Annotated in this window: 13 protein-coding genes; 7 read left to right on the forward strand and 6 right to left on the reverse strand. The window is 60.5% G+C overall.

The features are described 5' to 3' along the window. Positions 1-23: 23 nt before the first annotated feature. The 3 genes from ACM6IO_RS07685 to aspA form a co-directional block, all read right to left on the reverse strand. A complete protein-coding gene (locus tag ACM6IO_RS07685; protein ID WP_192228178.1) occupies positions 24-1,028 on the reverse strand; it encodes an asparaginase in 1,005 nt (334 codons plus the stop codon). Positions 1,029-1,167: 139 nt separating this feature from the next. Next, the gene (locus tag ACM6IO_RS07690) at positions 1,168-2,619 is read right to left on the reverse strand and encodes an alanine/glycine:cation symporter family protein (protein ID WP_207284975.1); all 1,452 of its coding nucleotides are present in this window, start codon (positions 2,617-2,619) and stop codon (positions 1,168-1,170) included. A 551-nt stretch (positions 2,620-3,170) separates the two neighbouring features. Beyond that, complete coding sequence (gene aspA / locus ACM6IO_RS07695; protein WP_008030715.1) at positions 3,171-4,595, reverse strand: aspartate ammonia-lyase; 1,425 nt, start codon at positions 4,593-4,595, stop codon at positions 3,171-3,173. 180 nt (positions 4,596-4,775) lie between these two features. On the opposite strand from aspA, the gene ACM6IO_RS07700 reads away from it, so the two are divergent. From ACM6IO_RS07700 to ACM6IO_RS07720, 5 genes are all read left to right on the forward strand, one after another. Next, positions 4,776-5,693, forward strand: a complete 918-nt coding sequence (locus tag ACM6IO_RS07700) for a LysR substrate-binding domain-containing protein (protein WP_008030714.1) — start codon at positions 4,776-4,778, stop codon at positions 5,691-5,693. A gap of 297 nt (positions 5,694-5,990) precedes the next feature. Then, entirely contained in the window at positions 5,991-6,482 is a 492-nt protein-coding gene (gene purE, locus ACM6IO_RS07705; protein ID WP_008030713.1) for a 5-(carboxyamino)imidazole ribonucleotide mutase, read from the forward strand. Positions 6,483-6,493: 11 nt separating this feature from the next. Further along, the gene (locus tag ACM6IO_RS07710; RefSeq protein WP_008030711.1) at positions 6,494-7,576 is read left to right on the forward strand and encodes a 5-(carboxyamino)imidazole ribonucleotide synthase; all 1,083 of its coding nucleotides are present in this window, start codon (positions 6,494-6,496) and stop codon (positions 7,574-7,576) included. A gap of 110 nt (positions 7,577-7,686) precedes the next feature. Then, entirely contained in the window at positions 7,687-7,932 is a 246-nt protein-coding gene (locus tag ACM6IO_RS07715) for a GlsB/YeaQ/YmgE family stress response membrane protein (RefSeq protein WP_008030708.1), read from the forward strand. An 87-nt stretch (positions 7,933-8,019) separates the two neighbouring features. Then, positions 8,020-8,556 carry a DUF3299 domain-containing protein gene (locus ACM6IO_RS07720; RefSeq protein ID WP_414911249.1) on the forward strand — a complete coding sequence of 179 codons (537 nt, stop codon included), beginning with the start codon at positions 8,020-8,022 and terminating at the stop codon, positions 8,554-8,556. A 99-nt stretch (positions 8,557-8,655) separates the two neighbouring features. Here ACM6IO_RS07720 and ACM6IO_RS07725 read toward each other — a convergent pair whose 3' ends face one another. Continuing rightward, positions 8,656-9,555, reverse strand: a complete 900-nt coding sequence (locus ACM6IO_RS07725) for a D-hexose-6-phosphate mutarotase (RefSeq protein WP_414911250.1) — start codon at positions 9,553-9,555, stop codon at positions 8,656-8,658. A gap of 57 nt (positions 9,556-9,612) precedes the next feature. Next, the gene (locus tag ACM6IO_RS07730) at positions 9,613-10,017 is read right to left on the reverse strand and encodes an acyl-CoA thioesterase (RefSeq protein WP_007896491.1); all 405 of its coding nucleotides are present in this window, start codon (positions 10,015-10,017) and stop codon (positions 9,613-9,615) included. 361 nt (positions 10,018-10,378) lie between these two features. Here ACM6IO_RS07730 and ACM6IO_RS07735 point away from each other — a divergent pair, with 361 nt between their 5' ends. Together ACM6IO_RS07735 and ACM6IO_RS07740 are read left to right on the forward strand one after the other, a co-directional pair. Continuing rightward, a complete protein-coding gene (locus ACM6IO_RS07735; protein WP_008030702.1) occupies positions 10,379-11,677 on the forward strand; it encodes an MFS transporter in 1,299 nt (432 codons plus the stop codon). Between the two features lie 212 nt (positions 11,678-11,889). Further along, positions 11,890-12,891: a phosphate ABC transporter substrate-binding protein PstS gene (locus tag ACM6IO_RS07740; protein ID WP_008038131.1), complete on the forward strand. Its 1,002-nt coding sequence runs from the start codon at positions 11,890-11,892 to the stop codon at positions 12,889-12,891. A gap of 62 nt (positions 12,892-12,953) precedes the next feature. On the opposite strand, the gene ACM6IO_RS07745 is transcribed toward ACM6IO_RS07740, so the two are convergent. Then, on the reverse strand, positions 12,954-13,100 hold the full coding sequence (locus tag ACM6IO_RS07745; protein ID WP_157222763.1) for a hypothetical protein: 147 nt from the start codon (positions 13,098-13,100) through the stop codon (positions 12,954-12,956). Positions 13,101-13,110 lie beyond the last annotated feature (10 nt).

Consider the following 13,110-nt stretch of genomic DNA (forward strand, 5'->3'; position numbering starts at 1 on the left):
CCAGCAAGCCGGCTCCTACAGGGTCAGGTGAGTTCGCCGCAGAGGTCGAGTTCGACGAGGCGGCGCACTTCAGCGGTGTCCAGACCTGCACCCAGCAACCCATGCAGCTTGCCGAACGCCGCTTCACGGGTCATGCCGCCACCGGACAATACACCGACACCCCGCAACCGGCTGCCGGCCTCGTAAACGTCCAGCTCAACGCCACCTTCATGGCACTGCGTCACTGCAACGACCACCACGCCGTTGTCCCGTGCCCGCGAAAGCGCGGCCAGAAACTCGGGGTTGTCGCTCGGCCCGGTGCCGCTGCCGTAGCACTCAAGCACCAGGCCCTGGATGCCGCTGTTCAGCACGCCATCCAGTTGCTCGGCGCCAATGCCGGGGAACAGCGGCAATACAGCGACTTTCGCCAGTTGCTTGCTCTGGTTGTAGTTCAACGCTGCGGGCAGTGACGGGGCCTTCGCTCCGCCGCCTTGACGCTCCAGGCGCTTGAACGGATGCCGACCGAAACTGCGCACCTTCGCGCAGCGGGTTGGCGCCAGCAGCTCGCCGTGGAAGTACAGATGCACACCCGGCGCCAGACCTTGGCCCAAAGCAACCAGAGCACCACCGAGGTTTTCCCAGGCATCGCTGTCGGTCACGCCGGCCGGCAACATCGAACCGGTGAAGCACACTCGCGCATTCAGGCCGAGCAATTGAAAGCTCATGGCCGCTGCGCTGTAGGCGAGGGTGTCGGTGCCGTGCAGGATCAACACGCTGTCGCAGCCCTGAACGTCGACGGCATCGACCACTGCTTCACGCAGTTGCTGCCAATAGGTCGGGGACATGTTGGCGCTATCGATCAGCGGCGACATCTCGCGAAAGCGCCACTGCGGCACTACCAGCTCAGGCTGGCTGTGCAGGTATTCACGCATCCGCGCTTCAAAACCGGAGGCCGGAGCCAGGCCGTGTTCGCTGGCTTGCATGCCGATGGTGCCGCCGGTGTAGAGCACCATGACGTGCTGGGCGGCAGGGTAGGTCGAGGAATTCATGGCGTTCTCCGAAACAATGACTCCCTATGTGGGAGCGGGCTTGCTCGCGAATGCGGTTGATCAATTCAACATTGAAGTCGACTGACACACCGCTTTCGCGAGCAAGCCCGCTCCCACAGGAATTTCGCACTTTAACCGATCAGCGTTGCGCTGCGGGTACGCCTTGCGCTTCAGCTTCAGCCTTGGTGGCAGCAGCTGGCGGGTTGGCTGGCCAGGCGTTCAGGTCCAGGTCCAGGTCCGGGAACTTGCTCGAATCGAACACTGGGGTCTTGATGCCGGCAGCGCGCTGGTCATCGTAGTCACGCAGGATGCGCATGCCGACCTTGAACAGCAGGAACAGCGCGATCAGGTTCACGAACGCGAGCAGGGTCATGGTGATGTCGGCAAACGCGAACACCGTGCCGAGGTTCTCGATCGCCCCCCAGAAAATCAACACCAGTACCAGCGCGCGGTAGCCGATCAGCGCCTTGCGGTTTTCACCGATCAGGAAGCGCAGGTTGCTCTCGCCCAGGTAGTAGTTGTAGAGAATCGAGGTGAACACGAACAGCGCCAGTGCCACGGAGATGAACATCCGGCCCCAGTCACCCACCACAGCGGCCAGAGAGTTCTGGGTCAGAGCAATGCCGTCGCCTTCGAAGCCCGGGGTGTAGAAACCCGAGAGCAGGATCAGCAACGCGGTGCAGGTGCAGATTACAAAGGTATCGAGGAACACGCTGAACGCCTGAACCACGCCTTGTGACACCGGGTGTTCAACCGACGCCACGGCCGCTACGTTTGGCGCACTGCCCAGGCCTGCTTCGTTGGCGAACACGCCACGCTTCACGCCCATGACGATGGCGCTGCCGATCAGGCCGCCGAACGCCTGGTCCAGACCGAACGCGCTTTTTACGATGGTCATCAGCATCGCCGGTACGTGGTCGAACTGCAGCACGATCACGTAGATGGTCACGCCGATGTACACCAGGGTTTTCACCGGCACCAGCAGGTCAGCGACCTTGGCGATGCGCTTGATCCCGCCGATGAACACCAGGCCCAGCAGCACCGCCAGGGCCAGACCGGTCCAGGTGGTGTCGAAGCCGAACGCGTTGTTCAGCGAGTGAGTCACGGCGTGGGATTGCAGGCCGTTGAAGGCAAACCCGAAGGTGATCAGCAACAGGAACGCCATGATCATGCCCAACCAGCGTTTCTGCAGGCCGTGCTGGATGTAATAGGACGGGCCGCCACGGTAAGTGCCGTCGGCGTCGGCGCGTTTGTAGAGCTGGCCGAGGGAGCATTCGAAGAAGCTGCTGGACATGCCGACCAGCGCGGTCACCCACATCCAGAACACCGCACCTGGCCCGCCGAGGGTCACGGCAATGCCGACACCGGCGATGTTGCCCGCACCGACGCGGCCGGCGAGGCTGAGCATCAGGGCCTGGAAGGAGCTGAGTTGCCCGGCGCTGCTTTTGAGGCTGTCGCGGAACACCGCGAACATGTGGAAGAAGTGACGCAATTGAACGAAACGCGAGCGGATCGTGAAGTAGCTACCGAGCCCGACAATGAGCACGATCAGTACTTTCCCTGAGAGGAAGTCGTTAATGACTTCGAGCATGGATTATTCCTCGCTGTTTTTTTTGTGTAGGCAAATGCTGGACGGTCGGAAACATCGCGTTACACCGCTGTGCGCACGGCACAACAGGCGAGGCGAAGGTTCGTCCCGATTTCATATTGCGGGTTTGTTATTAGTTCGGGTTTCGCATGGGTTTGGGCCTCGTTACCGACGACCGCTCACGCGAAGAGGGGCGGCACTATACCGATGACAGTGCCGTCCGTCTGCACGATTGTGGTGCATTCGGTGAAGCGAAGCCTTTGAAACACCCGACGTTACCGGCGCCGGGCTTATGCGGGATCTGCTTTTCTGTGGGAGCGGCGGTGCGACGATTCGACTTGCTCGCGAATGCGGTCTGACATCCACTATTTATGGTGACTGACACATCGCTTTCGCGAGCAAGCCCGCTCCCACATTTCTCAGCCCCCAGACATTCTGATTTACTGGCAAAGAGTTAAAAAAAAGGGCCTGGGGAGTAAATCCCCAAGCCCTCAAAAGGTGAGAGGTGTCTAGTCCCTCGACCTGGTGAGCGGTGCTACAAGTAACGCGTCGGTTCAGGCTTTAAGCGGAACCAGACGCGGAGCAATCATGTTTTCCGGGCGCAGGATGTCGGCGAGCATTTCTTCGTCGAGCAAGCCTTCTTCGCGCACCAGTTCCAGCACGCCACGGCCGCTTTCAAGGGCGATACGGGCGATGCGGGTGGCGTTTTTGTAGCCAATGTACGGGTTCAGTGCGGTGACCAGACCGATCGAGTGTTCGACCAGTTCACGGCAGCGCGCTTCGTTGGCGGTGATGCCGACGATGCAGTGCTCGCGCAGCATGTCCATGGCGCGTTGCAGCAGGCGGATCGAGTCGAGGATCTTGAAAGCGATCAGCGGCTCCATCACGTTCAGTTGCAGTTGGCCGCCTTCGGCTGCCATGGTCAGCGCCAGATCGTTACCGATGACCTGGAACGCAACCTGGTTCACGGCTTCCGGGATCACCGGGTTGACCTTGCCTGGCATGATCGAGCTGCCTGGCTGACGCGCCGGCAGGTTGATCTCGTTGATGCCGGTGCGTGGGCCGCTGGACAGCAGGCGCAGGTCGTTGCAGATCTTCGACAGCTTGACCGCGGTACGCTTGAGCATGCCGGAGAACAGCACGAAGGCGCCCATGTCGGAGGTGGCTTCGATCAGGTCGGCGGCTGGAACCAGCGGTTGACCGCTGATCAGCGCCAGACGCTGTACGGCCAGAGCCTGATAACGCGGGTCGGCGTTGATGCCGGTACCGATCGCGGTGCCGCCCAGGTTCACTTCGGTCAGCAGTTCCGGGGCCAGCGTCTTCAGACGGGCCAGGTCTTCGCCCATCGTGGTGGCAAAAGCACGGAACTCTTGACCCAGGGTCATCGGCACGGCGTCTTGCAGCTGGGTACGACCCATCTTCAGGACGTGGTTGAATTCTTGACCCTTGGCCGCGAATGCCTGAATCAGGCTGTCGAGGCTGGCCAGCAGAGCGTCGTGACCCAGCAGCAGACCCAGGCGGATCGCGGTCGGGTAGGCGTCGTTGGTCGACTGCGCCATGTTCACGTCGTCGTTCGGGTGCAGGTACTGGTATTCGCCTTTCTGGTGACCCATGGCCTCCAGCGCGATGTTGGCGATGACTTCGTTGGCATTCATGTTGGTCGAAGTGCCAGCGCCGCCTTGAATCATGTCCACCACGAACTCTTCGTGGAAGTCGCCGCGGATCAAACGTGCACAGGCTTCGCTGATGGCAGCGTGCTTGGCTTCGCTCAGGTGACCCAACTCACGGTTGGCGTCAGCAGCGGCCTGTTTAACCATGGCCAGGCCGACAACCAGTTTCGGGTAGTGCGAAATCGGAACGCCCGAAAGGCGGAAGTTATTCACCGCTCGCAGGGTCTGGATACCGTAATACGCTTGAGCCGGTACTTCGAGAGCGCCAAGCAGGTCATTTTCTGTGCGGAATGATGCAGCGGAGGACATGATAGAAATCATCTCAATATGGACCCGGTCTGTGCCGGAACACCGCAAATGCTAGGCTTGTAGAGAATTTTCGGCCAATGCTGTTAAACACTGGCCTATGCATATTCGGCATAATGCCCGTGTGACGCCGTGTCTGTGGCGAACGTGTGACCTAATTTGGTGCGTGTCCGGGAGGACTTGATGAATCTGGAAAGCAAATGGCTTGAGGACTTTAGTGCTCTGGCCGCCACCCGCAGCTTCTCCCAGGCTGCCGAACGCCGCTTCGTGACGCAGCCGGCGTTCAGCCGACGGATCCGCAGCCTTGAGGCCGCGCTGGGGCTGCAACTGGTCAATCGTTCGCGCACGCCGATCGAGCTGACGGCGGCGGGGCAGTTGTTCCTCGTCACCGCGCGGACGGTGGTGGAACAGCTCGGCGAAGTGCTGCGCCATCTTCATCACCTGGAAGGCGGGCAGGGCGAAGTGATGCAGGTCGCTGCCGCACACTCCTTGGCTTTGGGTTTCTTTCCGCGCTGGATCGCGCAGTTGCGTAATGAAGGGTTGAACATCGCCACGCGGTTGGTGGCGACCAACGTTGGCGACGCAGTACATGCCTTGCGCGAAGGCGGTTGCGACTTGATGCTGGCGTTCTACGACCCGGACGCCGCGATGCAGATGGACCCGGAAATTTTCCCGTCGCTGCACCTTGGACACACGGAAATGTTGCCGGTGTGCGCAGCAGATGCCGACGGCAAGCCGCTGTTCGATCTGGAAGGCGAAGCCAGCGTTCCGTTGCTCGCCTACAGCGCCGGCGCCTTTCTCGGGCGTTCGGTGAACGGCTTGCTGCGCCAGCGTGCGCTGCGGTTTACCACGGTGTATGAAACCGCCATGGCCGACAGCCTGAAAAGCATGGCGCTGGAAGGGTTGGGCATCGCCTGGGTGCCGCAACTGAGTGTGCGTGCCGAACTGGCGCGCGGTGAGCTGGTGGTCTGCGGCGGCCCGCAATGGCATGTGCCGCTGGAGATTCGCCTGTATCGCTGTGCGTTGGTGCGCAAGGCTAACGTACGTTTGCTATGGCGCAAACTCGAAGGCGGCGCCGCCCAGACCCCCACCGGACTGTAGGAGCCGGCTTGCTGGCGATCCAGTCGACGCGGTTTGTCTGATACACCGAGTTGTCTGGATCGCCAGCAAGCCGGCTCCTACGAGGGATTGGGGATTGACCTTCAGGTCAATAAAACCGGGGTTTTGCGCCGTATGACAGATGGTCGCATCGGGGGCTGTTTATCTGCTTCATTGAGGTATACTGCGCGGCCTTCGGCCGGTTCGTCCGGCCATTTTTCGTACAATCAAGCCACGCATTTTGCGTGGCTTGTTGTTTTTTGACGCGCCTGCGGGCGCCCAGAGAGAAGAGGCACGACGATGAGTGCACTGGTTGGCGTGATCATGGGCTCCAAGTCCGATTGGTCCACCCTTAGCCACACCGCCGATATGCTGGAAAAGCTCGGCATCCCTTACGAGGTGAAAGTGGTCTCTGCCCACCGCACCCCGGACCTGCTGTTCCAGTACGCCGAAGAGGCCGAGGCGCGTGGCATCGAGGTGATCATCGCCGGTGCCGGTGGCGCGGCCCACTTGCCAGGCATGTGTGCGGCCAAGACCCACCTGCCGGTGCTGGGCGTGCCGGTGCAGTCGGCGATGCTCTCGGGCGTCGATTCGCTGCTGTCTATCGTGCAAATGCCAGCAGGCATTCCGGTTGCCACTTTGGCCATCGGCAAGGCCGGCGCGATCAACGCCGCGCTGCTGTCGGCGAGCATCCTCGGCGCCAAGCACCCGCAGTTCCACGAAGTGCTGAAGACTTTCCGCGCTGAGCAGACAGACAGCGTCCTGGACAATCCAGACCCACGCATCGCCTGAGGTTGTTGACGATGAAGATCGGTGTAATCGGTGGCGGCCAGTTGGGTCGCATGTTGGCGCTGGCGGGCACTCCGCTGGGCATGAACTTCGCTTTCCTGGACCCCGCGCCGGATGCTTGCGCAGCCGCGTTGGGCGAACACCTGCGGGCCGATTACGGCGATCAGGATCACCTGCGCCAACTGGCCGATGAAGTCGATCTGGTGACCTTCGAGTTCGAGAGCGTCCCGGCTGAAACCGTGGCGTTCCTGTCGCAATTCGTTCCGGTCTACCCGAGCGCCGAAGCCCTGCGCATCGCCCGTGACCGCTGGTTCGAGAAGAGCATGTTCAAGGACCTGGGGATTCCGACCCCGGCGTTCGCCGACATCCAGTCGCAAGCCGATCTGGACGCCGCCGTGGCCTCCATCGGTCTGCCGGCCGTGCTGAAAACCCGCACCCTGGGTTACGACGGCAAGGGCCAGAAAGTCCTGCGCACCGCTGAAGACGTGGTGGGCACCTTCGCTGAACTGGGCAGCGTTGCCTGCCTGCTGGAAGGCTTCGTGCCGTTCACCGGCGAAGTGTCGCTGATCGCCGTGCGCGCCCGCGATGGCGAAACGAAGTTCTACCCGCTGGTTCACAACACCCACGACAGCGGCATCCTCAAGCTGTCCGTGGCCAGCACCGACCACCCGCTGCAAGCCTTGGCCGAAGACTACTCCAGCCGTGTGCTCAAGCAGTTGAACTACGTTGGCGTGATGGCGTTCGAGTTCTTTGAAGTCGACGGTGGCCTCAAGGCCAACGAGATCGCCCCGCGCGTGCACAACTCCGGGCACTGGACCACTGAAGGCGCCGAGTGCAGCCAGTTCGAAAACCACCTGCGCGCCGTAGCCGGCCTGCCGTTGGGTTCGACCGCCAAGGTCGGCGAGAGCGCGATGCTCAACTTCATCGGTAAAGTGCCGGACACCGAAAAGGTCCTGGCCATCGCCGATTGCCATCTGCATCACTACGGCAAGGCGTTCAAGGTCGGCCGCAAGGTCGGTCACGCCAACCTGCGTTGCGCGGACCGCGAGACGCTGGCGGCACAGATCCTCAAGGTCGAAGCCCTCATCGCCGAATAAATAGTTTCATGTGGCAGCGGCGGAACCATTCAGGGGCCGCCGTTCTCTCATGGCAGGATGCGAAAGTCTGACTAGGCTTCTGCATAGCCACTTACTCAGAGGGAAATGCCATGGGAATTATCGGAACCATCTTTATCGGCTTGATCGTTGGCCTGCTGGCGCGGTTCCTGAAACCGGGCGATGACAGCATGGGCTGGATCATGACCATCCTGCTCGGTATCGGCGGTTCGCTGGCGGCCACTTACGGCGGTCAGGCCCTGGGCATCTACCAGGCCGGCCAAGGCGCGGGCTTCATCGGTGCGCTGGTCGGCGCCGTGGTGTTGCTGGTGATCTACGGCTTGATCAAAAAGAACTGATTCAGGCGACAAAGTCCTCTCGGCTGCGCAGTCCGGGAGGACTAGAATGCTCGGCGACTTATCGTCCTTCCTTTACCGAGCACCTCCATGCGCCGTCTTCTATTGACTGTCCTTTTACTGGGTTCGGGCCTTGCCCATGCCGGCGAACTGCCGGAAACCGACTGGCTCGAACTGATGCCCAAGTCGGACCAGAAAGCCCTCGAGGCCATGCCCGAAATCGATCACAACTCCCCCGAAGCCAATGGCACCTTTACCGAAAAGGGTGGCATGAAGCAGAGCAAGGGCTTGCCGGCGGTGATGTACTCGACCAAGACCGTGGCGTCGATGAACGACAAGAACATCCGCATCGGTGGTTATCCGGTGCCGCTGGAGTCCGACGCCAAGGGCCGCAGCACGTTGTTCTTCCTCGTGCCGTATCCGGGCGCCTGCATCCACGTGCCGCCACCGCCGCCTAACCAGTTGGTGCTGGTGCGATATCCGAAAGGGTTGAAGCTCAATGATATCTACACGCCGCTGTGGGTGACCGGCACGTTGAAGATCGAGAAGGTCATCAACGACCTGGCCGATGCGGCGTATGCGCTGGATGCGGCGCAAGTGCGTGTGGTGAAGGAATCGGATTTGTAGTGTTTGATCGATCCATTCGCGGGCAAGCCTCGCTCCTACAGGCCGGTGTAAATCCTGTAGGAGCGAGCGGTGCGGCGATCCGACTTGCCCGCGAAGCTTTTAAAGAGGGGTGCTGGCGATGCTTACGCCGAGGGTATGGCTCGCACCCGGCGCCAGCGTCACCACATCATCCATCACATTCGCCGTCTCGATGCACAGCATCCGTTGCCAGCCATCATCGGCCATGTCGCTGAACGCCGCTGCACGATCAATCCACGGGTTCCAGATCACCGCCGAGCGCGAACCGCTGCTGGTCAGCTCGATGCGCCGTTCCCAGGCCGGGTCAACAATGCTCAGCTTCGCCGGGGTATTGAGGTAGATGCGATCGGTCTCGCCGGCAAAACGCAGGTCGCCGGTCTGAGTCTTGGTTTTCCAGTCTTCCAGCGTCTCGATGTACTTCAAGCCATCCAGCCCATCAACATGCACATTGCGCACATCGCTGACCGCGAAATAGCTGTGCAGCGCCTGGCTGATCGTGACTTTTTCCGAGCCCTGGTTGTGGCTGGTCAGGCTGATGTGCAGTTGCTCATCCAGACGAATGCTCAACTTCAGATCCACCTGATGCGGCCAGCCGGGGAAGCCGCCATCGGGGTAGGGCAGGACGAATTCCACCTTCAGGCTTTCACCTTCGGTTTCGATGCCGCTCAGTTCCCAGTCCATCGCCCGTACAAAACCGTGGGCACTCGGCGGTTCGTTGCTGACGCGCATCGCCTGAACGCCCTGCGGGTTGCGCGCAAGGTTGCCGAACCACGGCCAGCACACCGGCACGCCGGCGCGGATGTTCTTGCCGGTCTTGAACACGGCCTCATCGTTGAGCCAGATCAGCGGCGGTTGGCCGGCCAATTGATAACTGAGGATGTGCGCACCTTGCTGGGCGACCAGCAATTCAGCCTGACCGTGGCGGATGCGCCAGCAGTTCAGTTCATCCAGTTTCACGGCTTCAACGTTGGGCGTGCTCATGGGGCAATTCTCGATCAGGAACAATGACTGCAATGGACCGCAAAACGCTCGCCGTGTTTAACGTGCGCGTGGCGGAACCGAACGGGTGCGACCGCTGCCGTCGATGGCCACGAACACAAACACGGCTTCAGTCACTTTACGCCACTCGCTGGACAGTGGATCGTCGCTCCAGACCTCGACCATCATCTGAATCGAGCTGCGGCCGATTTCCAGCGCCTGGGTATAGAAGGAGAGCTGAGCGCCCACCGCCACCGGAACCAGGAACGCCATACGGTCGATCGCCACGGTCGCCACGCGTCCGCCCGCGACTTTGCTGGCCATTGCGGTGCCGGCCAAATCCATCTGCGCCACCAGCCAGCCGCCGAAAATATCGCCGAAACCGTTGGTTTCACGCGGAAGCGCGGTGATTTGCAGGGCCAGGTCGCCTTGCGGGATTGGATCTTCTTGTTCGAGCTCTATCATTCCGGGGGTGCCTCTGACCCGTGACTCTTCATTGGTACTTCAGGTGAATAGCCGTCTCAGAAAAAACGATTCAGCCCCGAACATACTACGTTCGTCACGTTTTTCGTAAGGCGCCTAAAGGGAAACTCTGCGAAATCGACTGGTAGGCCAGCAGCGTCTTCGCACAGCAACCCTTTCAAACTGTTGCAAGATCCCGAGTATATCGGTCGGTAGACTCCGAGACGACCGTCCGGTTCTCATTTTGACCGTCAAATACGCACCTCTATGTGCTTTTTCGAACAATTTGCTATCGTGCCGGACCTGCCCAAGCCTCCGCCAGCGTTGTTGAGGTTGCAGATCCGACTATAAGAGAAGCCTTGCCATGACCACAGCGCCCTCGAGCATCGCGCAGCCGACCCAGCCCGCACGTCCGTTGACCCGCAATGACTACAAGACTTTATCGCTGTCCGCCCTTGGCGGTGCGCTGGAGTTCTACGATTTCATCATCTTCGTGTTTTTCGCCACGGTGGTCGGCAAGCTGTTCTTCCCGGCCGACATGCCCGAGTGGCTGCGCCTGATGCAGACCTTCGGCATCTTCGCCGCCGGTTACCTGGCGCGTCCGCTGGGCGGCATTGTGATGGCGCACTTCGGCGACCTGCTGGGTCGCAAGAAGATGTTCACCCTGAGTATTTTCATGATGGCGGTGCCGACCCTGATCATGGGTTTGCTGCCAACGTACGCGCAAATCGGCATGTGGGCGCCGATCCTGTTGCTGCTGATGCGCGTGATTCAGGGCGCAGCGATTGGCGGTGAAGTGCCCGGCGCGTGGGTCTTCGTTTCCGAACACGTGCCACAACGGCATATCGGCTACGCTTGCGGCACCCTGACGAGCGGTCTGACGGCGGGGATCCTTCTGGGGTCGCTGGTCGCCACCGCGATCAACAGCATTTACACCCCGGTGGAAGTGTCGGATTACGCCTGGCGGATCCCGTTCCTGCTCGGTGGCGTGTTTGGCCTGTTCTCGGTTTACCTGCGCCGCTGGCTGCACGAAACCCCTGTTTTCGCTGAGCTGCAACTGCGCAAGGCCCTGGCCGAAGAAGTGCCGCTGCGTGCCGTATTGCGCGACCATCGCGGCGCGATCGCGATTTCCATGCTGCTGACCTGGTTGCTGTCCGCCGGCATCATCGTGGTCATCCTGATGACCCCGACCGTGCTGCAGACGGTTTACCATTTCGCACCGACCACCGCGTTGCAGGCCAACAGCCTGGCGATTGTGTTCCTGAGCCTGGGTTGTGTGGCTTCCGGCGCGTTGGCTGACCGCTTCGGCGCGGGCCGGGTGTTCGTGTTCGGCAGTGCCGCGCTGCTGATCAGTTCGTGGACCTTCTATCACAGCCTGTTCAACCACCCGGACTGGCTGTTCCCGATGTATTCCCTGACCGGTCTGTTGGTCGGCACCATTGGTGCGGTGCCGTATGTGATGGTCAAAGCCTTTCCAGCAGTGGTGCGCTTTAGCGGGTTGTCGTTCTCCTACAACCTGGCCTATGCGATTTTTGGTGGCCTGACGCCGATGGTGGTGACGTTGCTGCTGAAGGAGAGCCCGATGGGACCTGCGTATTACGTGGCGATCATTTGTGGCGTCGGGATTGTGGTCGGCGGTTATCTCTGGAAAAAAGGGCGCTAAGACGACTGACGCCTTCGCGGGCAAGCCTCGCTCCTACAGGCCGCATAGACCTGTAGGAGCGAGGCTTGCCCGCGAAGAACGATAACGCGGTAATACGTTGAAACACGGAATACTGGCCTTTCATCCAATTGTCATATTTCAGCCATAGAGTGTTCACACGGCCTGCTGATACTTGGCCCCGACTAACACACTCTATCTGCTAGGAGTAAGGCATGAAACTGAAGCGTTTGATGGCGGCAATGACTTTTGTCGCTGCTGGCGTTGCGACTGCCAACGCGTTCGCCGCTGTTGACCCTGCTATCCCGAGCTACACCAAGACCACTGGTGTGTCGGGCAACCTGTCCAGCGTCGGCTCCGATACCCTGGCCAACCTCATGACCCTGTGGGCTGAGAACTACAAAAAAGAATACCCGAACGTAAACATCCAGATTCAGGCCGCTGGCTCCGCCACTGCGCCACCTGCGCTGACTGAAGGCACCTCCAACCTGGGCCCGATGAGCCGCAAGATGAAGGACACCGAACTGGCTGCCTTCGAGCAGAAGTACGGCTACAAGCCAACCGCTATCCCGGTTGCCGTGGACGCCCTGGCTGTCTTCGTTCACAAAGACAACCCGATCCAGCACCTGACCATGGAACAAGTCGACGCGATCTTCTCGTCCACTCGTCTGTGCGGCGCTAAAACCGACGTGAAAACCTGGGGTGACCTGGGTGTGACCGGCGACCTGGCCAACAAGCCGGTTCAACTGTTCGGTCGTAACTCGGTATCCGGCACCTACGGCTACTTCAAAGAAGAAGCCCTGTGCAAAGGCGACTACAAGCCAAACGTCAACGAACAACCAGGCTCGGCTTCGGTCGTGCAGTCGATCAGCTCCTCGCTGAACGGCATCGGTTACTCGGGCATCGGCTACAAGACCGCTAGCGTGAAGACTGTGGCCCTGGCCAAGAAAGGCAGCCAGGACTTCATCGAAGACACCGAAGAAAACGCCCTGAACGGCAAATACCCGCTGTCGCGTTTCCTCTACGTTTACGTCAACAAGGCCCCGAACAAGCCTCTGGCCCCGCTGGAAGCCGAGTTCGTGAAACTGGTTCTGTCCAAACAGGGCCAGGAAGTTGTAGTGAAAGACGGCTACATCCCACTGCCGGCCAAAGTTGCTGCAAAAGCACTGGCTGACCTGGGTCTGCAAGAAGGCGGCGCTGAAGTCGCAAAAAAGTAAAACCCTAGGTCCGGGTTGATCCCGGACCTGTAGGAGCAAAGCTTGCTCGCGAACGCGGTGGGTCAGTCGACATTGATACTGAATGTGACGACCCATTCGCGGGCAAGCCTCGCTCCTACAAGGCTCAGGGTTGCCATTTCCGGCAGCCCGGCCTCCCCAAATTTTTGATCCACTGCCAGTTCCCGCTGGCGGCGGATTTGTTGCGTCACTGCATTGTCA

Origin of the sequence: Pseudomonas sp. IT-P44, from assembly GCF_949768225.1 — a bacterium.
Lineage (GTDB): Bacteria > Pseudomonadota > Gammaproteobacteria > Pseudomonadales > Pseudomonadaceae > Aquipseudomonas > Aquipseudomonas migulae.